Raw genomic sequence first — 18,087 nt, 5'->3', positions numbered from 1 at the left:
GACCCCGTACTGCTCGGGTCCTCCGCTCCCGCCGATCCACACGCATCGACCGGACATCCGGCACGGCGGCGGGATTAGGCGCCCGGCCGGACCGCCCCGTCGCTGTGGCGGGGTCTTGTCGTCGAAGGGATCCTCACGCACCCGCCACCCGAATTCCGAGTTGAAAATGCCGTATGTGACATGCGCCACAATTGAGCCGAATGGTGGGATTTGCCCCTTTGTGGGCTCGGGGGTCGCCCGCGGCACCCCCCGGACCTGGGGTGAAACATCGGTAACCGCAGTATTTTTGGCGCCCGGCGCAATTCGTCGCCCCCTTACCGCACGCCCGGACGCTACGCCGTCCGGGCAGCGCGGGCGCGCGTGTCGGATCAGGATTCCCGGGCCGGCGGCACCGTCACGTATCCGGCCCGGCGTTCCCCGTCCAGCACCCGCAGTGCCCGGGCCAGCGTCTCGCCGTGCCGCTCGTGCTCGCCCCGGTCGTGCATCAGCGTCAGCGCGTCCCGCAGTTCGGTGGCCTTGCCCACCAGTGCCTGGGCGGCGCGCAGTGCCTGGTAGGTGCCGCCGCCGCGGGCCGGGTTGATCCGGCCCATCAGGTCGAGCGCCTCCAGGTAGCAGTCGATCAGCTGCCCCTCGGCGCGGGTCAGGGCGGGCAGCGGCGGGGTCTCCGGCGGCCACATCCGGCTCACCGCCCGACGGGCCGGTCGGCCGAGCGCTTGCGGTTGCGGGTGAGCCCGTCGATCAGGCCGTACTCCTGCGCGGCGGGGGCGTCGAAGATCTTGTCGCGCTCGATGTCCGCGGCGATCCGCTCGCGCGGCTGGCCGGTGTGCAGCGCCAGCATCTCCTCCAGCATGGCGCGGCTGCGGAGCAGTTCCTGGGCCTGGATGTAGAGGTCGGTGGCCTGGCCCTCGAACGGTTCGCTCACCGACGGCTGGTGGATCAGAACCCGGGCGCCGGGCAGTGCCAGCCGCTTGCCGGGGGCGCCGGCGGCCAGCAGCACCGCGGCGGAGGACGCGGCCTGTCCCAGGCAGACGGTCTCCACGTCGCAGGACACGTAGCGCATCGTGTCGTAGATCGCGGTCATCGCGGTGACCGAGCCGCCGGGGGAGTTGATGTAGAGCGAGATGTCCCGCTCGGGCGCGGCGTGTTCGAGGTGGATCAGCTGCGCCATGACGTCGTTGGCGGCGGTGTCGTCGATCGGGGTCCCGAGGAAGATGATCCGCTCGCTGAGCAGCTTGGAATACGGGTCCATCGTCTGCGTCCCCTGCGCGGTGCGCTCGGTGAACTCCGGCAGGACGTAGCGGGCCGTCGGTCGCAGCATGGCCTGCTCCTCTCTTCTGTAAAAAATGTACAGGATGTACATCCCGTTAGAATGGGAGCATGGCCTACGAAATTCCGGTGACGCAAGCCCGGGCGGAGCTGGCGGATCTGATCAACCGCGTCGTCTACGGCGGTGAGCGGGTGGTCGTCACCCGCCACGGCAAGCCGCTCGTGGCGCTGGTCTCCGCCGCTGACCTGCAGCTTCTCGAAGAACTGGGGCGGCGTGAGCAGGGCGCGGAGGACGAGCAGGTGATCAGCACGGTCTCCACGGTCCGGCCCCTGCCGTCCGCTCCGGGCGAACGGCGGCGCTTCGGCATCGCCGCGGAACACCGCGACCCGGCCGCCGGGGACCGGCGACCGGGTCGCGAGAGATGACGGTCAGCGCGGGCTGACCGGAAGAGGATGCGGAGGGATCAGGAGCTGAGCTGCCAGATCGCGGCCGCGATGGCGTCGGTGTTGGTGTCCAGCGCCTTGTCGTCGATGTTCTTCGAGGTGTCGCAGGACTGGTGGTAGCAGGCGTCGAACGCCTTGCCCGCCTCGCCGCCCCAGTTCTTCGCCTGCTCCTCGGTCTTCTTGTAGTCCGCACCCGAGAAGAGACCGCCGACCGCGACCCCGGCGTCCTTGAAGGAGGCGTGGTCCGAGCGCCCGTCGCCCTCGGTCTCCTTCTCGGTGGCGATGTTCTTCGCGGCGAACCAGTCCTTGAAGACCTTCTCCAGGCGCGCGTCGTCGTCGTAGACGAAGTAGCCCGGGTTCGGCGACCCGATCATGTCGAAGTTCAGGTACGCGTCGATCTTCTTCGCGTCGGCGCCGAGCTTCTGGACGTAGGACTGCGAGCCGACCATGCCGTCCTCCTCGTCGCCGAACCAGGCGAACCGGAGGTGCTTGGCGGGCTTGAGGTCGGACTTGGCGACCGCGAGCGCGACTTCGAGGATGCCGGCCGAGCCGGAGCCGTTGTCGTTGATGCCGGGGCCGGCGTCGACCGAGTCCACGTGGGCGCCGGCCATGACGGTCTTGCTCTCGTCGCCGCCCGGCCAGTCGGCGACGAGGTTGTAGCCGGTGGCGCCGTTGTTGTCGAACTCCTGGACCTGGGTCTTGAATCCGGCCTTGTCCAGCTTGCCCTTGAGGAAGTCGATGGACGCCTTGTGGCCGGGCTTGCCGTGGGCGCGGTTGCCGCCGTTGGCGTCGGCGATGGACTGGAGCTGGTCCAGATCGGCCTTGACGGCCTTGACGTCGATGTCCGGGGCGGCGGCCGGCGCGGGGTCGGCGTGGGCGCCGGCCGCGGTGAAGAGGGTGGCGGCCAGGGCGGTGACGCATCCGGTGGCCAGCGCGGCCCGGCGTATTCGTGCAGAACGGGTCACAGTGAAGGCTCCGATACAAGTGTGGGGGGATGGTGCGGAGCGTATTGACGCGCACATGAGGATTGCGATCACTTGGGAAACCGTCAAGAGCGCATATCGGACAGGCGCGTTCGCAGAGCGGAGTGTGTCCGGTATCTCCCGATCGCGATGATCGGTGGTCCGGAGGCTTCGGCCGTACCGGTGAGCGGTGGCCCGTCGGCGCAAGGAATGCGCCAGCGGTGTGCTGCGATACCTCCGCGTCATGCGCTGTAACGCCGACGAAATCCGGCCGAACTAGCCTGCCCCGATGGGGCCGTGGATGGCCAACTGCTGGAAGTCGGTTTGCTCCCCCTTTAATTACTGCGTGATACATCTACCGATACGGGTGTGCCCACGCCTGTGACCTGGGCAAATGTGTCCGGGCGGGAAGACAGTGAGGTGGAAGGTATGCAACTGACCCCGCATGAACAAGAACGCTTGATGATTCATGTGGCGGCAGACGTGGCCGAAAAGCGCCGTGCCCGAGGGCTGAAGCTCAACCACCCCGAGTCGATCGCGCTGCTGACCGTGCACATCCTCGAAGGCGCCCGGGACGGCCGTACCGTCGCCGAGCTGATGTCCTCCGGGCGGAAGGTCCTCACCCGCGACGAGGTGATGGAGGGCGTGCCCGAGATGATCCACGACGTCCAGGTCGAGGCCACCTTCCCCGACGGCACCAAGCTCGTCACCGTTCACGAACCCATCAACTGACCACGGGAGAGCAGACGATGATCCCGGGACAGATCCTCTACGCCGACGAGCCGGTACGCCTCAACGAAGGCCTCCCCCTCACGCGCATGACCGTCCTCAACGCCGCCGACCGCCCCGTCCAGGTCGGCTCCCACTACCACTTCGCCGAGGCCAACCCCGGCCTCGACTTCGACCGCGCGGCCGCGCACGGCAAGCGGCTGAACGTCCCGGCCGGCTCCGCCGTGCGCTTCGAGCCCGGCATCCCCACCGAGGTCGAGCTGGTCCCCCTCGCGGGCAAGCGGATCGTCCCGGGCCTGCGCGGCGAGACCGGAGGCACTCTCGATGGCTGAGCTGACCCGCCAGGCGTACGCCGACCTCTTCGGCCCGACCGCCGGCGACCGGATCCGGCTCGCCGACACCGACCTGGTCATCGAGATCACCGAGGACCGCTCCGGCGGACCCGGCCGCGCCGGTGACGAGGCGGTCTTCGGCGGCGGCAAGGTCATCCGCGAGTCGATGGGCCAGTCCCGGACCACCCGCGCCGAGGGCGCCCCGGACACCGTGATCACCGGCGCCGTGGTCCTCGACCACTGGGGCGTCGTCAAGGCCGACGTCGGCATCCGCGACGGCCGGATCACCGCCCTCGGCAAGGCCGGCAACCCCGACACCATGGACGGCGTCCACCCCGACCTGGTCATCGGCCCCGAGACCGAGGTCATCGCCGGCAACGGCAAGATCCTCACCGCCGGCGGCATCGACACCCACGTCCACTTCATCTGCCCCCAGCAGGCGGACGAGGCGCTCGCCTCCGGCGTGACCACGCTCATCGGCGGCGGCACCGGCCCGGCCGAGGGCAGCAAGGCCACCACCATCACCCCCGGCGCCTGGCACATCTCCCGGCTCCTGGAGTCGATGGACTCCTTCCCGGTCAACGTCGGACTGCTCGGCAAGGGCAACACCACCTCCCTCGCCTCGATGCGCGACCAGCTGCGGGCCGGCATCCTCGGCTTCAAGATCCACGAGGACTGGGGCGCCACCCCCGCCGTCATCGACGCCTGTCTGAGGGTCTGCGAGGAGAGCGGCGCCCAGCTGGCGATCCACACGGACACCCTGAACGAGGCCGGCTTCCTCGGCGACACCCTCGCCGCCATCGCCGGCCGCTCCATCCACGCGTTCCACGTCGAGGGCGCCGGCGGCGGCCACGCCCCCGACATGATCGCCATGGTCTCCGAGTCGAACGTGCTGCCCGCGTCCACCAACCCCACGCGGCCGCACACCGTCAACACCGTCGAGGAACACCTCGACATGCTGATGGTCTGCCACCACCTCAACCCGGCCGTCCCCGAGGACCTGGCCTTCGCCGAGTCCCGGATCCGGCCCTCCACCATCGCCGCCGAGGACATCCTGCACGACCTCGGCGCCATCTCGATCATGTCCTCCGACGCCCAGGCCATGGGCCGGATCGGCGAGGTCGTGATGCGCACCTGGCAGACCGCGCACGTGATGAAGCGGCGCCGCGGCGCGCTCCCCGGCGACGGCGGCGCGGACAACCACCGGGCCCGCCGCTACGTCGCGAAGTACACCATCAACGCGGCCCTCGCCCAGGGCATCGACCACCTCGTCGGCTCCGTCGAGGACGGCAAGCTCGCCGACCTCGTCCTGTGGGACCCGGCGTTCTTCGGCGTCAAGCCCCAACTGGTCATCAAGGGCGGGCAGATCGCGTACGCGCAGATGGGCGACGCCAACGCCTCCATCCCCACCCCGCAGCCGGTCCTGCCCCGCCCGATGTTCGGCGCCACCGGCAAGGCCCCCGGCAGCAACTCGGTCAACTTCGTCTCCCCGCAGGCCCTGGAGGACGGCCTCCCCGGACGCCTGCCGCTGGCCAAGGCGTACGAGGCGATCCGCTCCACCCGCGGTGTCACCAAGGCGGACATGCGCGAAAACGACGCCCTGCCGCGGGTCCACGTCGACCCCGACACCTTCACGGTCACCATCGACGGCGAGGTGGTCGAACCCCACCCGGCCGCCGAACTCCCCATGGCCCAGCGGTACTTCCTGTTCTGAACGCCATGAGGAAGACCCCGATGCACACCACGGACCACCGATGAGCCGCGCCGCGCTGCTCCTCCTCGCCGACGGCCGGTTCCCCGCCGGAGGGCACGCCCACTCGGGCGGCGCCGAACCGGCCGTCGCCGCGGGCCACATCAAGGACGCCGCCACCCTGGAGCGCTTCTGCCGGGGCCGGCTGCACACCGCGGGCCTGGTCGCCGCCGCGCTCGCCGCGGCGGCCGCGGCCGGCTGCGACCCGCTCCTCCTGGACGATGCCGCCGACGCCCGCACGCCCGTACCGGCGCTCCGGCAGGTGGCCCGGCGGCTCGGCCGACAGATGATGCGGGCCGCCCGCGCCACCTGGCCGGACCCGGCACTCGACGCGCTCGCCGCGGCCCGGCCACGTGGCGCCCACCAGCCCGTCGTCCTGGGCCTGGCCGCCCGGTCCGCCGGACTGCCGCCGCAGGACGCCGCGTACGCCGTGGCCTACGAGACCATCAGCGGCCCGGCCACCGCCGCCGTCCGCCTGCTCAGCCTCGACCCGTTCGACGCCACCGCGGTCCTCGCCCACCTGGCCGCCGACGTCGACCGGGTCGCCGAGCAGGGCGCCGCGGCCGGGGAACGGGTCGCCGCCGACGGGGTCGACGTCCTGCCCGCCGCGTCCGCCCCGCTGCTCGACATCACCGCGGAAGCGCACGCCGCCTGGCCGGTCCGCCTCTTCGCCTCCTGACCCCGCCCGGCCCCGGCCGGCACCCGCGCCGCCCCCGGCGGCCGTACGAACCACCGGAGTGACCATGCACCTCGACCACCACGAGACCTTCCCCGAACGCCACACCTACAGCGCCGCCGCCACGCGTCCCGATGGCACCCGCCGGGCGCTGCGGATCGGCCTCGGCGGCCCGGTCGGCACCGGGAAGACCGCCACCGTCGCCGCGCTCTGCCGCGCCCTGCGCGACGAGCTGTCCCTCGCCGTGGTCACCAACGACATCTACACCCGCGAGGACGCCGAGTTCCTGCTCCGCGAGGCCGTGCTGCCCGCCGAGCGGATCTCCGCGGTGGAGACCGGCGCCTGCCCGCACACCGCGATCCGCGACGACATCTCCGCCAACCTGGAGGCCGTCGAGGACCTCGAGGACACCGTGGGACCGCTCGACCTCATCCTGGTCGAGTCCGGCGGCGACAACCTCACCGCGACCTTCTCCAAGGGCCTGGTCGACTTCCAGATCTTCGTCATCGACGTCGCGGGCGGCGACGACATCCCGCGCAAGGGCGGTCCCGGCGTCACCACCGCCGACCTGCTCGTCATCAACAAGACCGACCTGGCCCCGTACGTCGGCGTCGATCTGGCGGGCATGGCCCGCGACGCCAAGGCCCAGCGCGGCGAACTCCCGGTCGCCTTCACGGCGTTGAAGACCGAGAACGGCGTGCGGCCGGTGTCGGAGTGGGTCCGCGCCCGGCTGGCGGACTGGACCGCGGGTCCGGCATGACGCTCGCCCTTCCCCCGCAGACCACACCGGCGACCGCCGCACCGCCCTCGGCCGGCCTGCGGGCCACCGCCCGCGTCGTCGCCCGCACCGATGCCGACGGCACCACCCGGCTGCCCGTCCTGGACGGCGACGGCCCGTTCGCGCTGCGCCGGGTCCGCGCGCACGGCGGCCCGGCCCGGGTGTGCGTCGTCGGCGCCATGAGCGCCCCGCTCGGCGGTGACCGGCTGGCCATCGAGGTGACCGCGGAGGCCGGCAGCGCGCTGCACGTCACGGCCGCCGCGGCCACCGTCGCGCTGCCCGGCCGGACCGGTGCGCCCGCCCACTACGACGTACGCCTCACGGTGGGCGAGGGCGCCCGGCTGGACTGGCTGCCCGAGCCGCTGATCTCGGCCGCCGGCAGCGACCTGCGGATGACCACGACCGTCGAACTGGCCGCCACCGCCCGGCTCGTGCTCCGCGAGGAACAGGTCCTGGGCCGCAGCGGCGAGCCGACCGGCGCCCTGCGCAGCCGGCTCACGGTCCGGCGCGCCGGTCGCACCCTGCTCGACCAGGAGACCGCCTACGGGCCCGGCGCCCCCGGCTGGGACACCTCGGCCGTCCTGGGCGGCCACCGGGCCCTCGGTCAACTCCTGGTCGTGGGGCCCGAGTTCGAGGACGGGCCGGCCCCGGTACGGCTGCTCGGCGCGACCGGTGACCAGCCGCACCGTGGCCGGCCGTCCGGTGACCGACCGCTCGACGCGCGGGGCGTCCTGGCGCCGCTGGCCGGCCCCGGCGCCCTCGCGACGGCCGTCGCACCGGACGCGCTGCGGCTGCGCCGCCTCCTGGACGAGGCCGCACGGGGGCTCGGCGGCTGAGGCTCACACCTCCAGATCGGCCTCCAGCCGGGCCAGGCGGTGGCGCGCCAGCGCCAGATTGGCGCGCTTGCGGTCCAGCACCAGATAGAGGAAGAGCCCGCTGCCGCTCTTGCCGGTGACCGGCCGGATGATGTGGTACTGCGCGGTCAGCGTGATGAGCATGTCCTCGATGGCGCCCTGGAGTTCGAGCATCTCCATCGTGCGCATCTTGGCGCGGACGACATCGGTGTTGCCGGCCGCGGCGATGTTGAGGTCCAGGGCCTGGTTGTCGCCGAGCGTGGCCAGCGCCATGCCGCTGGTGTAGTCGACCAGCGCGACGCCTATCGCGCCTTCGATGGTCGACATCATGTCGGCGAGGGCGGAGTCCATGTGAGCCATGAGGGGTGGTGACCTTTCGAATGGGTGGAGGTGGTGCGGTGTGCGGTGGATTACGGGGTCGGGCGGTGGGCCGGCCTACCGGCGCGGGGCCGCGTCGACCAGCGCCCCGATGCGCTCGGCCGCCCGCCTGGCCTGCAGATGCAGCCGGCCCACATTGGTGTCCGGGCCGGTCACGGCGGTGAGCACGGCACGGCGGCCGGCCGAGTAGGCGGCGATGTAGCCGTCGGTGCCGCGGGTCAGGGACTCCTCGAAAGCCCCCTGCCCGGTCGCCTCGGTGAGCCGCTTGGCGACCCCGATGGCCGCCGCGGTCAGCGCCGCCAGCCCGTCCGGTTCGATGTTCGCCAGATCGTGCGCGATGACCATGCCGTCCGCGCTCGCCACCATGCCGCCCTGGAAATGCCGCACTTGGTCGCGCAGCGTCAGCAGTTCGTCCCGTAGCCGGGGTTCTATCGTCATCAGTCTCCTTTTCGCGGCCCGCCTTCCCAGGGCGCGCCTCATGCCGTGCACGGTCTTCGCGGGCAAGGGGTCACAGGTTTTCCTCCAGCGCCGTACGCAGTCGGACAAGGAGGGCAACATCCGGGTCCCGGGTGTCGAGGAGCTCCGGCACCGGTGGTTGCCAGGTGGGGGTGCGGCCTCTGCCGGCGCCGGGCGGCGGATGCCCGGCCGGTGTGGCGCCCGGCCGGCGGCGGGGGAGTCCGCCGGGCGGCATCCGGACCAGGCCGGCCGCGGCGAGCCGGCGGATGTCGAGCAGCGTCACGAACGCGGACTGGCCCAGCGCGCGGGCGAGTTCGCAGGGGGTGTGCCGGCCGTCGGCGTGCGCGAGCAGTCGCCGCTGCCGCGGTGTCGTGCCGGCCGGAGCGCCGGGGCCGGCCGGCACGACCGGCTGGGTGTCGACCGCCGCCCAGGGGCGCAGCCGGTCCAGCAGCGCCCGGCGGCGGGCCGTCGCCCGCTGGAGGTCGCCGGCGCTGATCGGGCGCACGACACCCAGCCAGTGTCCGGTCCCGGGGGTGAAGGACGTGGTCTCGGGCGGCAGCGGCAGCGCGAAGAACGCCGCGTCGAGCAGGGCGGCGAGATGGCATATCTCCAGCTCGCCCTGGGTCAGCCAGCCCTCGCTGACCAGGAACCGGCCGCCCTGCCGCTGCGGCCCCGCGGTCTCGACGGCGTACCGCCAGCCCTGCGGCGGGACCCTGCCCGCCGCGCTGAGCCGCACCTCGATCCCGGGCGCCGCGGCGCCCTCGACCCAGGTGACCGCACCGTCGAGCAGGTAGACGCAGCCGTGCGGGCCCCGCAGCGCGCCGGTGACGCGTGCGGCGGCACACCGGTCGAGCAGCCCGGCCGGGCCGGGCGGCGGAGACGGGGGCAGGCCCATGGCTGGTTCCCTCACCGTTCGTGCGGACTGGCAGCGCCGGGCCGTCAGGACGCGACCAGCCCCGCCGCCAGATCGCGCAGCCGTATCCGGGCCACGGCGAGATTCGCCTGCGCGCGGTCCAGCCAGAGGTACAGATAGGTCTGGCTGTCGAAGGCGGTGTGCACGAAACGGATCAGGTGGTAGCTGCCGGCGGCCGTGATGATCAGGTCCTCCAGGGCGGGGGCGGCGGCGCCGGTGGTGTCGAAGGTGGCGTTGCGCGCCACTGCCTGGACGACCTCGGCGGTGTCCGCGGCGGCCGCTTCATGGTCCCCGTTCGGTGCCTGGCCGGCCGTCCCGAGCGTCAGCCCGCTGGTCCAGTCGATCAGCCCGGCCCCCAGCACCCCCGGGATTCCCATCGCCTGGGCCAACACCTGATCGATACCCGGCACTTCGGATCTCCTTCGCGAGGCTTGGACGACGGCTCGGACGACGGGACGGCGCTCCGGGCGGGGCGGAAACGCCGAAGCCCTCCCGGGTGGCGCTGCGTGGGAGAGCCTTCACGGAAGGTTACTGAAGGTGTGCGCGTGGCACATGCCTCGTGGGCAGGTTCAAGGCAATTGACGCGTTCTCGCCCCTCGAAGGTGTTGCGGAAGCCAGCGGAACGGTCGCCCGGGGCCCGCAACGGCACCCGTGACACGTGTTCCTGGCGCCTCGTCAAATGGCGTCCCACCAGGACGAGTTGCCTCTGCCGGGTGGACCGGCACGGCGGACGCAACCCCGCCCGTGCAGCACTTCCGTCCGTTGGCCGGAAAGACAGGGTTCCGCTGCGGCGTCCGGCCAGAGCCGCCACCGGCAACTCCCGGCCCGTTCACGGCCGGAAACCTACAGCTTGGTAAAGAATTGCCGGTCAAACCTGTTCAGGAGGGGCACGCAGACGACAGGATCCCTCCGTAGGCCTGTGATCAACGCCGCCACAAGTGGCGCACCATGCAGGGGGAACACACCACGTGAAGAAATCAGCAGTGCTCGGCGCCGCCGGCACCCTGGTGACCGGGGCGCTCCTCGCCACCGCGATAGCCACACCCGCCAGCGCGGGGGAACACCACAAGAAGGGCTCGGCCGAGGCCCGCGGAGTCCACCTCGCCGCCGCGCGTGCGGCCAAGGAGGGCGTCCACTGGCAGGACTGCCCCGCCGACTGGGGCCTGAAGTCGCCCGTCCAGTGCGGTTTCGTCACCGTCCCGGTCGACTACGCCCGGCCCAACGGCCGCACCATCAAGATCGCCGTCGACCGTGCGGTCAGCACCGGCGGCAAGGAGGAGCGCCAGGGCTCCCTCCTCTACAACCCCGGTGGACCGGGCGGTTCGGGCATGCGCTTCCCGACCCGCATCACCACCAAGAACCCGCTGTGGGCCAAGACCGCCAAGGCGTACGACTTCGTCGGCTTCGACCCCCGCGGCGTCGGCCACTCCGCCCCGATCTCCTGCATCGACCCGCAGGAGTTCGTCAAGGCCCCGAAGGCCGACCCGGTGCCGGACAGCGAGGCGGACAAGCGCGCCCAGCGCAAGCTCGCCGAGGAGTACGCGGACGGCTGCAAGGAGCGCAGCGGCGCCCTGCTGCCGTACATGACCACCGCGAACACCGCCCGCGACATCGACGTGATCCGCGCCGCGCTGCACGAGAAGAAGCTCAACTACCTGGGCGTCTCGTACGGCACCTACCTCGGCGCCGTCTACGCGACGCTCTTCCCGGGCCACGTGCGCCGGATGCTCGTCGACAGCGTCGTCAACCCGTCCCGGGAGAAGGTCTGGTACCAGGCCAACCTCGACCAGGACATCGCCTTCGAGACCCGCTGGGGCGACTGGAAGAAGTGGGTCGCCAAGAACGACGCCACGTACCACATCGGCGACACCCCCGAGAAGGTCCAGGCGGCGTGGGAGCAGCTGCGCGCCACCGCCAAGAAGGACCCCGTCGGCGGCGTGGTCGGCCCGGCCGAGCTCACCGGCTTCTTCCAGAACGCGCCCTACTACGACTCGATGTGGGCCACCGTCGCGCAGGTGTGGAGCGCCTACCGCGCCGGCGACCCGAAGCCCCTGATCGAGAACGCCGGTCCCGACCTCAAGAACACCGCGGGCAACATCGCCGCGGAGAACGGCAACGCCGTCTACACGGCCGTCGAGTGCACCGACACCACCTGGCCCACCAGCTGGCGGAAGTGGGACCGCGACAACACCCGCATCCACCAGCAGGCCCCGTTCATGACCTGGTCCAACGCCTGGATGAACCTGCCCTGCGCCACCTGGCCGGTCAAGCAGCAGCGTCCGGTCGAGGTCCGCACCGGCAAGGGCCTGCCGAGCGTGCTCATCGTGCAGAGCACCCGTGACGCGGCGACGCCCTACGACGGCGCCGTCGAGCTGCACAAGCGGTTCGCGGGCTCCCGCCTGATCACCGAGCGGGACGCCGGTTCGCACGGCGTCACCGGCCTGGTCAACCCCTGCATCAACGACCGGGTCGACGCGTACTTCCTGGAGGGCAAGACCGACGCCCAGGACGTGACCTGCGCCCCGCACGCCACGCCGAAGCCGACCGCCGCGCCGGCGAAGGCCACCGCGGTGGCCGCGGGCAAGGCCGACCTCCCGGCAGCCCGGTGACCGGGTAACCCACCGGAATTTCCAGGAGAAGAGGGCGGCCGGGAATCCTCCCGGCCGCCCTCGCTCGGTATCCGGAAGCGGTTCAGCCCGCGATCGGCTCCACCCGCGGCTCCGCGATCGCCACGTAGTCCTCGGTCACCAGCGCCAGCGAACGGTCCAGCCGCGCCGCGTTGAAGTAGATCTCCGGCTGCTCCAGCAGCGCCGGATCCACCACCAGCGTCAGCTCCTCGTCGAAGGAGAACGGCAGGATCGTGCCACTGACGCTGCGCGCCAGCCGCTCCGCGACCTCCGGCGTCGCGAACCCGGCGTACGAGCCGCCCAGCAGCGCCTTCACCGCGCCGAGGTCCACCCGCCGGTCACCGGGCACCACCGCCAGCACATAGCGCTTGGTCTTCTTCCCGAGCTTGACCATCACCACGATGCACTTGGCGGCCTGCTCGACGGCGTTCCCGCGCAGCGCGCTCACCGCCTCCGTCGCGCCCTCCGGAGCGTGCTCGTGGATCCGGAAGCGTGCCCCGCGCTCCTCCAGCAGCCCGATCAGCTTGGTGTACGTCTCGTGCTCACTCACGCCGTCCTCGTTTCCCTTCGTCGTGCTCACGCCGCGAACGCCTCGGTGAAGGCGGCCCTGGTGGGGGAGTCCGTACGGCGGTCCAGGACCGCGAACACCACCCGGTCGAACCGGCCCGCGAACCGGCCGGCACCCAGCAGCTGCGCGGCGAACGCCCGCGCCACATCGGCGGGTTCGTTGCGGAACACCCCGCACCCCCAGGCGCCGAGGACCAGCTGACGGTACCCGCCGGCCGCCGCGACCTCCAGCACCCGCTCCGCCCGTACGGCCAGCGCCGCCGGCACCCGCCCCGCCTCGGCCGGCCGTTGCCGCGCGATCACCCCCGCGTTCGGCGCCGCCGCCGTCAAGAACCCCGCCTCGTAAGGAACTTCGAGCAGCGATCCGCGGTCGTCCCGGAACACCGGCACGCCCGGCGAGAGGATCACCCGGTCACTGTAGAACGGCGTCGGCTCGCCCCGGTGCGCCGCGTAGAACTCCGGCGCCTCGCGCACGCACGCGTACAGCGCCGACCCCCGGCACAGCGCCTCCTCCTGCGCCTGCGCACCGTTGAGGTACCCACCGCCGGGATTCCGCGCCGAGGCGAAGTTCAGCACCGCGACCGGCCCGCCGCTCCCGGCCAGCCGTCGCCCCGCCGTCAGGCTGCCTTCCTCCGTCACCTCGAACACGGTCTCCCGGCCGCCGTCCGCCGGCTTTGGCACCTCGACCGGCTCCGGCCCGTACAACCGGGTCCCCGCCCGGGCCCGCGCCACCTGCTCCGCGATCTCCACCGGCCGCCCGCTCGGCGCCCGGTACCACCCCTGCGCGACGATCCGTTCGGTCTCCTGCGCCATCCCCCGCAAACGGGCGCTCATCGACGGCACCCTTCACTCCACGTCATCATGATGATCACGGTAGGGGCGGCGGGACGGGGTGCGCGATCGAATAACGGGTGGCCGGCCGGCCTCAGGTACGTCCGCCGTCCCTCCCCGCCAGCCAGGTGTCCTCCGCCGCGTACCCGAAGAGGTTCTCCTCCGGGTAGTACGAGGCCATGGTCGGGAAGGCCGCCTGCCAGTCCTGCTGCGCGATCCGGTCGGTCAGCCAGGCCACGGTGCCGGGCAGCGAGTCCTCGTAGGTGGTCACCGGACGGTAGCCCAGTTCGCGGACGGCTGCGGTCATGTCGTAGACCATCGGGTGCGGGAGGGACCACGGGGTCTCGCCGACGGCGGGGGACGGCGGGGCGCCGTCCAGGAGGACCAGTTCGCTGGGCGGGGCGTCCATCGCGGCGTCCACCGCGAGCGCGATCTCGGCGACCGTCGGGGCCTTCGGATCACCGGCGTTGAGGACCCGGGAGCCCGGGCGGCGGGCCGCCAGGCGGATCAGCTCGGCGAGGTTGTCGACGTGTACCGGATGGAAGCGGCTGAGCCCGCCGTGCGCCAGGACGCGGACCCGGCGGCCGTCCAGCACCCGCTTGACGAAATACAGTTCACGGGGGAGCGGACTGTGCGGGCCGTGGATCGCACCGGCCCGCAGCAGCGTCACCGGCAGCCGGTCGCCCACCGCCAGCAGCGCCCGCTCCAGCGCCACCTTGCCCGCGGTGTACTCGCCCTCGCCGGGCGCCACCGTGCGCTGCGACTCCACCAGGGGCACCGGATAGACCGGGGAGCCGCCCGGCTCGTCCTGGGTGGCGAAGCCGCGCCCGTGGCCGTCCTCGTAGACCGCCCCGCTGGAGATCACCACGGCCGAGCCGATCCGGTCCGCCAGCGCGGTCAACTGGCGGGCGTGCGCGGCTCCGTACGCCACGCAGTCCAGGAGGACGTCACAGCCGTCGCCGACCAGACCGGCCAGCGCCGCGTCGTCCTCCCGGTCCACCGCCACGCTGCGGACCTCCTCGGGCCAGGAGTCGTCGCGTCCCCCGCGCCGGGACCCGGCCCGCACCTCCCAGCCGTCCCGGGCCAGCGCCCGCACCGCCGCCCGCCCGATCTGCCCGCTCGCCCCGACCACCACTGCGCTGCCCGTTGTCATACCCGCGACGCTAGGGCCCTTCGGGCGGGGTGGGCGGCGCCGTTCGCCGACGGCGCACGTGCGGGTGCGCCGCCGCCTGCGCCCGGGCCTTGGCGTCGGTGGCGTACAGGTCGACGTACTCCTGCCCGGAGAGATGGAGGATCGCGTACATGATCTGGTCGGTGACGGCGCGCAGCGCAGTGCGTTCGTCGGCCAGGCCGGCGTACCGGGAGAAGTCCAGCGGCTCGCCGAAGCGGATGGTGATCGGCATGGCCCGCGGCAGCCGCCGGCCGGTCGGCTGTGCCTCGAACGTGCCGATCACGGCACAGGGGATCACCGGTACCCCGGCCTGCAGGGCCATCGCGGCGACCCCGGTGCGTCCCTTGTAGAGCCGGCCGTCGTGCGACCGGGTGCCCTCCGGATAGATGCCCAGCAGCCGGCCCTTGCGCAGCACGGCCAGGCCCGACGCGATCGCCGCCCGGGAGGCGCGGCCGCCGGACCGGTCCACCGGGATCTGCCCGACCCCGCGGAAGAACGCCGCGGTCAGCCGCCCTTTCAGGCCCGGTCCGGTGAAGTACTCGGACTTGGCGAGGAACGTCACCCGGCGCGGCACGATCGCGGGCATCACGAAGTGGTCGGCGAACGAGAGGTGGTTGCCGGCGATGATCGCGGCGCCCTCCTCGGGGAGGTGCCCGAGGCCCTCGACCCGTGGTCGGAACACCAGTCGCAACAGCGGTCCCAGAAGGACGTACTTGAGCACCTGGTAGAACACGGGCGGCTCCCTCCGCGGCCGAGGCGGCAGTGAGTGTACGAGCAACTGCCCTCGGTGGTCACCACCCTGAGGCGGGATCGACGCCGCCGGGGCCGGGACACGGGCCGCACCGGGACGCGACGCGACGACCGCCCGCGGACCGTCAGTGGGGTGCTGCCTCCAGGAGGGCCAGGAAGCGGCGGGCGAAGAGGTACGCGTCGCCCGGCCAGCGGGCGGACAGGTAGGTGCCGTCCTCGACCACGAACGCGGGGGAGTCGTCGGTCGCGGTGCCCCGGGCGGAGAGCGTCCGCGGTCCGCGCGCGAACTGCCTCCCCGGGGCGTCCAGCGCGGCCCGGACCTCGTCCTCCACGTACGCCGGATACGTCCGGTAGTAGCGGCCGAGACGCCAGGCGGTGGCCAGATAGGCCGAGCGTTCCATGTACCGGGGCAGACAGGTCGTTCGGCGGTCCGCGAGCAGGCTGCGGCCGGTGGCCGGGTCGGTCGTCCGCGCCAGGACCAGGACGCCGTGGCAGATCGCACCGACCGGACGGCCGAGCGCCCAGAACCCGCCGACCTGCCGCCGCAGCGCCGCCGAGCCCAGATACTGCCGCATGCCGGGCGCATGGCCCCCGGGCAGCAGCAGCCCGTCGTACTCCTCCGGGTCCAGCTCCGACCAGCCCGCGGTCGCCGCGAACTCCGCGCTCCGGGTGAGCTCTTCGTAGCACTGCCGGGCCTCCGGCGCGGCGCCGAGCCGCCCGAAGAGGACGCCGGTCAGCAGCCGCGGATCGCAGGCGGGGCGGGTGCCGGCCCGCTCGGTGGCGAGGACGACCTCGTGCCCGGCGTCGGTGAGCAGCCGCCAGGGCACGGCCACCTCGGTGACATCGAAGTCGCGGTCGGGGACCGGCATCAGTACGCGCACGCGGACATCATCGCAGGCCCCGCCGCGCGCCCGGCAGCGGGTTTGGCATCCCCGGACAACTTTCAACGGGCCCTGAGCGCGCCGTAGTTGGGTGCCCGTACTGACCGGCAAGCGAGCCCGGGACCAGCTTCCGGGCCGAGGACAGGAGCCCTAGATGTCCCGCAAGAGAAGAGTCACCCGGCGACAGAAGATCGTGGTCGCGGTGAGCGCCGCGGCGCTGGTGGGTGGTATCGCCATCGTCACGACCGGCACCAGCCAGGCGTCGGTGGCCTGCGACGGACTGGCCACCGCCCTGAGCAACAACCAGAAGTTCATCGCCGACCAACAGGCCCACCCGGACGCGCAGTCGGCGGCGCGGATCGCCAACCGGCAGGCGGTGATCAAGGAGATCCAGGTCAAGCAGCAGGCCGCCGGCTGTAGTGGGGGAGCGGGCGGTGACCAGGCGGGCGCGCCACCCCAGGGCGGTGCGCCGCCCCAGAGCAGTGCACCGCCCGCATCCGAGGCACCACCGGGTTCCTCGGCCGACCCGAGCTCCTCGGCCGCCCCGCCCGGCTCGGCCGACCCGTCCGCGTCCGGCGCCCCGCCCGCGGCCGACGGCGACGTGGTCTGCCCCGGCTCGACGGTCACCCTCTCCGGCGAGGGCGGCGCACCGGCCGCCTCCAGCGACCAGTTCCCCACCGGCACGAAACTCAAGGTGACCAACCTGGACAACAACAAGTCGACGACCGTGTCCGTGACCTCGACGTCGGGCAGCTGTGTGCTGCTCAACAACTCCGCGTTCGAGCAGGTACGGGAGGCGGGCAAGTTCCTCATCCGGCACGCCCGCATCGAGCGCGTGGGCTAGCACGGGCCTGACACCCGGGCGTGAGCCCCCGGGACGAGAGCCCGTTCGCAGAACCCCTCCGGTCCGGTGGCCGGTGACGGAAGCCGCCTCCTCCGTCACCGGCCACCCTGTCGTGCACGGGCCGGGGCGGACCCATGGGCCCGGAACGGCCCAGGAACGGGCCCGTACGGGCGACCTCGCGGCGTGGCCGCTTGTGTGCCGGGGCCCGGCGGGGTGGCCTGAAGCCACCCCGCGTCCCCCAGGAGGCACCGATGCCCGTGCACCACCGACGCCGCACCGCGCGTGCCGCCGTGCCCGCCGCCGTGGTCGCGACCGTGTCCGCCGCGCTGGCCGGTGCGTTCTGCGCCGCCCCGGCCGGCGCCACCGAACCGCCGCCGCCCGCCCGACAGGGCCTGCTGCTGACCATCTCCGGGGACCACGACACCTGGATCCGCGGGGTGCGGCTCACCTGCCCGGACACCTACGGCAGACACCCCCACGCGGCCGCCGCCTGCGACGCGCTGACCTGGGCCCGCGGCGATCTGGACGCGCTGCCCGGCGAGCCGCACGTCTGCAACCGGCAGTACAACCCGGTCACCGTCAGCGCGACCGGCGACTGGCGCGGCGTACCGGTGAACTGGCGCAAGGAGTTCCCCAACGCGTGCACGCTGGACTCCGCCACCGGGCCGGTCTTCCGCTTCTGAGGGCCCTCAGTTCGGCCGGGCCGCCACCACCCCGACCGTCACCACGGCCAGGATCACCCAGCAGAACCAGAGCCAGCCGTTGGCGCCCAGCGCCACGGTGTAGGCGGTGGCGGCCACCAGACCGGTCACCGTGCACACGGCCATCGTCCTCACAGATCCGGGCATCCCGCATCCTCCTCACGGCGGCCCGGAGCC

Annotated in this window: 23 protein-coding genes; 10 read left to right on the top strand and 13 right to left on the bottom strand. The window is 72.6% G+C overall.

Annotated elements, in window-relative coordinates:
* Window positions 1-368 precede the first annotated feature (368 nt).
* The gene (locus V2J85_RS09790; RefSeq protein ID WP_261957303.1) at window positions 369-677 is read right to left on the bottom strand and encodes a hypothetical protein; all 309 of its coding nucleotides are present in this window, start codon (window positions 675-677) and stop codon (window positions 369-371) included.
* 5 nt (window positions 678-682) lie between these two features.
* On the bottom strand, window positions 683-1,318 hold the full coding sequence (locus V2J85_RS09785; protein WP_261954228.1) for an ATP-dependent Clp protease proteolytic subunit: 636 nt from the start codon (window positions 1,316-1,318) through the stop codon (window positions 683-685).
* 59 nt (window positions 1,319-1,377) lie between these two features.
* Here V2J85_RS09785 and V2J85_RS09780 point away from each other — a divergent pair, with 59 nt between their 5' ends.
* Window positions 1,378-1,692, top strand: a complete 315-nt coding sequence (locus tag V2J85_RS09780) for a type II toxin-antitoxin system Phd/YefM family antitoxin (RefSeq protein WP_261954227.1) — start codon at window positions 1,378-1,380, stop codon at window positions 1,690-1,692.
* 38 nt (window positions 1,693-1,730) lie between these two features.
* Here the strand turns inward: V2J85_RS09780 and V2J85_RS09775 are convergent, their stop codons facing one another.
* Window positions 1,731-2,675, bottom strand: a complete 945-nt coding sequence (locus V2J85_RS09775) for a M28 family metallopeptidase (RefSeq protein ID WP_261954226.1) — start codon at window positions 2,673-2,675, stop codon at window positions 1,731-1,733.
* Window positions 2,676-3,101: 426 nt separating this feature from the next.
* Here V2J85_RS09775 and V2J85_RS09770 point away from each other — a divergent pair, with 426 nt between their 5' ends.
* The 6 genes from V2J85_RS09770 (at window position 3,102) to V2J85_RS09745 (ending at window position 7,773) form a co-directional block, all read left to right on the top strand.
* Window positions 3,102-3,404, top strand: coding sequence for an urease subunit gamma (locus tag V2J85_RS09770; protein WP_030414617.1), 303 nt, complete (start codon window positions 3,102-3,104; stop codon window positions 3,402-3,404).
* Window positions 3,405-3,421: 17 nt separating this feature from the next.
* Window positions 3,422-3,733, top strand: a complete 312-nt coding sequence (locus V2J85_RS09765) for an urease subunit beta (RefSeq protein ID WP_261954225.1) — start codon at window positions 3,422-3,424, stop codon at window positions 3,731-3,733.
* On the top strand, window positions 3,726-5,447 hold the full coding sequence (locus V2J85_RS09760; protein ID WP_330821348.1) for an urease subunit alpha: 1,722 nt from the start codon (window positions 3,726-3,728) through the stop codon (window positions 5,445-5,447). Before V2J85_RS09765 ends, V2J85_RS09760 begins: the two co-directional genes overlap by 8 nt.
* Before the next feature lie 40 nt (window positions 5,448-5,487).
* The gene (locus V2J85_RS09755) at window positions 5,488-6,162 is read left to right on the top strand and encodes an urease accessory protein UreF (protein WP_261954223.1); all 675 of its coding nucleotides are present in this window, start codon (window positions 5,488-5,490) and stop codon (window positions 6,160-6,162) included.
* A 64-nt stretch (window positions 6,163-6,226) separates the two neighbouring features.
* A complete protein-coding gene (gene ureG / locus V2J85_RS09750) occupies window positions 6,227-6,919 on the top strand; it encodes an urease accessory protein UreG (RefSeq protein WP_261957302.1) in 693 nt (230 codons plus the stop codon).
* Window positions 6,916-7,773, top strand: coding sequence for an urease accessory protein UreD (locus tag V2J85_RS09745; RefSeq protein WP_330821346.1), 858 nt, complete (start codon window positions 6,916-6,918; stop codon window positions 7,771-7,773). The genes ureG and V2J85_RS09745 overlap by 4 nt, the downstream gene beginning before the upstream one ends.
* Before the next feature lie 3 nt (window positions 7,774-7,776).
* Here V2J85_RS09745 and V2J85_RS09740 read toward each other — a convergent pair whose 3' ends face one another.
* The 4 genes from V2J85_RS09740 to V2J85_RS09725 all read right to left on the bottom strand — a co-directional run bounded on the left by V2J85_RS09740 (window position 7,777) and on the right by V2J85_RS09725 (window position 9,948).
* Window positions 7,777-8,151: a roadblock/LC7 domain-containing protein gene (locus V2J85_RS09740; RefSeq protein ID WP_261954221.1), complete on the bottom strand. Its 375-nt coding sequence runs from the start codon at window positions 8,149-8,151 to the stop codon at window positions 7,777-7,779.
* Window positions 8,152-8,226: 75 nt separating this feature from the next.
* Entirely contained in the window at window positions 8,227-8,607 is a 381-nt protein-coding gene (locus V2J85_RS09735) for a roadblock/LC7 domain-containing protein (protein WP_261954220.1), read from the bottom strand.
* 70 nt (window positions 8,608-8,677) lie between these two features.
* Window positions 8,678-9,520 carry a hypothetical protein gene (locus tag V2J85_RS09730; RefSeq protein ID WP_261954219.1) on the bottom strand — a complete coding sequence of 281 codons (843 nt, stop codon included), beginning with the start codon at window positions 9,518-9,520 and terminating at the stop codon, window positions 8,678-8,680.
* A 44-nt stretch (window positions 9,521-9,564) separates the two neighbouring features.
* Window positions 9,565-9,948, bottom strand: coding sequence for a hypothetical protein (locus V2J85_RS09725; protein WP_261954218.1), 384 nt, complete (start codon window positions 9,946-9,948; stop codon window positions 9,565-9,567).
* 558 nt (window positions 9,949-10,506) lie between these two features.
* Here V2J85_RS09725 and V2J85_RS09720 point away from each other — a divergent pair.
* Window positions 10,507-12,147: an alpha/beta hydrolase gene (locus V2J85_RS09720; protein ID WP_330821341.1), complete on the top strand. Its 1,641-nt coding sequence runs from the start codon at window positions 10,507-10,509 to the stop codon at window positions 12,145-12,147.
* Window positions 12,148-12,229: 82 nt separating this feature from the next.
* Here the strand turns inward: V2J85_RS09720 and V2J85_RS09715 are convergent, their stop codons facing one another.
* From V2J85_RS09715 to V2J85_RS09695, 5 genes are all read right to left on the bottom strand, one after another.
* Window positions 12,230-12,715 (bottom strand): YbaK/EbsC family protein, encoded by a 486-nt coding sequence (locus tag V2J85_RS09715; protein WP_261957301.1) that lies wholly within the window; start codon window positions 12,713-12,715, stop codon window positions 12,230-12,232.
* Between the two features lie 26 nt (window positions 12,716-12,741).
* A complete protein-coding gene (locus V2J85_RS09710; protein WP_330821340.1) occupies window positions 12,742-13,566 on the bottom strand; it encodes a TIGR02452 family protein in 825 nt (274 codons plus the stop codon).
* 91 nt (window positions 13,567-13,657) lie between these two features.
* Window positions 13,658-14,716 (bottom strand): NAD-dependent epimerase/dehydratase family protein, encoded by a 1,059-nt coding sequence (locus V2J85_RS09705; RefSeq protein ID WP_330821339.1) that lies wholly within the window; start codon window positions 14,714-14,716, stop codon window positions 13,658-13,660.
* 10 nt (window positions 14,717-14,726) lie between these two features.
* Complete coding sequence (locus V2J85_RS09700; protein WP_261954214.1) at window positions 14,727-15,467, bottom strand: lysophospholipid acyltransferase family protein; 741 nt, start codon at window positions 15,465-15,467, stop codon at window positions 14,727-14,729.
* Window positions 15,468-15,609: 142 nt separating this feature from the next.
* Window positions 15,610-16,365, bottom strand: coding sequence for a type 1 glutamine amidotransferase domain-containing protein (locus tag V2J85_RS09695; protein ID WP_261954213.1), 756 nt, complete (start codon window positions 16,363-16,365; stop codon window positions 15,610-15,612).
* 154 nt (window positions 16,366-16,519) lie between these two features.
* Here V2J85_RS09695 and V2J85_RS09690 point away from each other — a divergent pair, with 154 nt between their 5' ends.
* Entirely contained in the window at window positions 16,520-17,209 is a 690-nt protein-coding gene (locus V2J85_RS09690) for a hypothetical protein (protein WP_330821336.1), read from the top strand.
* 251 nt (window positions 17,210-17,460) lie between these two features.
* Complete coding sequence (locus V2J85_RS09685) at window positions 17,461-17,892, top strand: subtilase-type protease inhibitor (RefSeq protein ID WP_261954211.1); 432 nt, start codon at window positions 17,461-17,463, stop codon at window positions 17,890-17,892.
* A 6-nt stretch (window positions 17,893-17,898) separates the two neighbouring features.
* On the opposite strand, the gene V2J85_RS09680 is transcribed toward V2J85_RS09685, so the two are convergent.
* Complete coding sequence (locus tag V2J85_RS09680) at window positions 17,899-18,057, bottom strand: hypothetical protein (protein WP_030414632.1); 159 nt, start codon at window positions 18,055-18,057, stop codon at window positions 17,899-17,901.
* Window positions 18,058-18,087 lie beyond the last annotated feature (30 nt).

Origin of the sequence: Streptomyces bugieae, from assembly GCF_036352915.1 — a bacterium.
GTDB lineage: Bacteria > Actinomycetota > Actinomycetes > Streptomycetales > Streptomycetaceae > Streptomyces > Streptomyces endophytica.
This window is presented reverse-complemented; position numbering and strand designations above follow the sequence as displayed.

What these genes read in the sequence shown, in the direction of transcription:
- V2J85_RS09790 (WP_261957303.1), bottom strand. Translation starts at nt 677, where the DNA reads ATGTGGCCGCCGGAGACCCCGCCGCTGCCCGCCCTGACCCGCGCCGAG.
- V2J85_RS09785 (WP_261954228.1), bottom strand. Translation starts at nt 1,318, where the DNA reads ATGCTGCGACCGACGGCCCGCTACGTCCTGCCGGAGTTCACCGAGCGC.
- V2J85_RS09780 (WP_261954227.1), top strand. Translation starts at nt 1,378, where the DNA reads ATGGCCTACGAAATTCCGGTGACGCAAGCCCGGGCGGAGCTGGCGGAT.
- V2J85_RS09770 (WP_030414617.1), top strand. Translation starts at nt 3,102, where the DNA reads ATGCAACTGACCCCGCATGAACAAGAACGCTTGATGATTCATGTGGCG.
- V2J85_RS09765 (WP_261954225.1), top strand. Translation starts at nt 3,422, where the DNA reads ATGATCCCGGGACAGATCCTCTACGCCGACGAGCCGGTACGCCTCAAC.
- V2J85_RS09760 (WP_330821348.1), top strand. Translation starts at nt 3,726, where the DNA reads ATGGCTGAGCTGACCCGCCAGGCGTACGCCGACCTCTTCGGCCCGACC.
- V2J85_RS09755 (WP_261954223.1), top strand. Translation starts at nt 5,488, where the DNA reads ATGAGCCGCGCCGCGCTGCTCCTCCTCGCCGACGGCCGGTTCCCCGCC.
- ureG (WP_261957302.1), top strand. Translation starts at nt 6,227, where the DNA reads ATGCACCTCGACCACCACGAGACCTTCCCCGAACGCCACACCTACAGC.
- V2J85_RS09745 (WP_330821346.1), top strand. Translation starts at nt 6,916, where the DNA reads ATGACGCTCGCCCTTCCCCCGCAGACCACACCGGCGACCGCCGCACCG.
- V2J85_RS09740 (WP_261954221.1), bottom strand. Translation starts at nt 8,151, where the DNA reads ATGGCTCACATGGACTCCGCCCTCGCCGACATGATGTCGACCATCGAA.
- V2J85_RS09735 (WP_261954220.1), bottom strand. Translation starts at nt 8,607, where the DNA reads ATGACGATAGAACCCCGGCTACGGGACGAACTGCTGACGCTGCGCGAC.
- V2J85_RS09730 (WP_261954219.1), bottom strand. Translation starts at nt 9,520, where the DNA reads ATGGGCCTGCCCCCGTCTCCGCCGCCCGGCCCGGCCGGGCTGCTCGAC.
- V2J85_RS09710 (WP_330821340.1), bottom strand. Translation starts at nt 13,566, where the DNA reads ATGAGCGCCCGTTTGCGGGGGATGGCGCAGGAGACCGAACGGATCGTC.
- V2J85_RS09705 (WP_330821339.1), bottom strand. Translation starts at nt 14,716, where the DNA reads ATGACAACGGGCAGCGCAGTGGTGGTCGGGGCGAGCGGGCAGATCGGG.
- V2J85_RS09690 (WP_330821336.1), top strand. Translation starts at nt 16,520, where the DNA reads ATGTCCCGCAAGAGAAGAGTCACCCGGCGACAGAAGATCGTGGTCGCG.
- V2J85_RS09685 (WP_261954211.1), top strand. Translation starts at nt 17,461, where the DNA reads ATGCCCGTGCACCACCGACGCCGCACCGCGCGTGCCGCCGTGCCCGCC.
- V2J85_RS09680 (WP_030414632.1), bottom strand. Translation starts at nt 18,057, where the DNA reads ATGCCCGGATCTGTGAGGACGATGGCCGTGTGCACGGTGACCGGTCTG.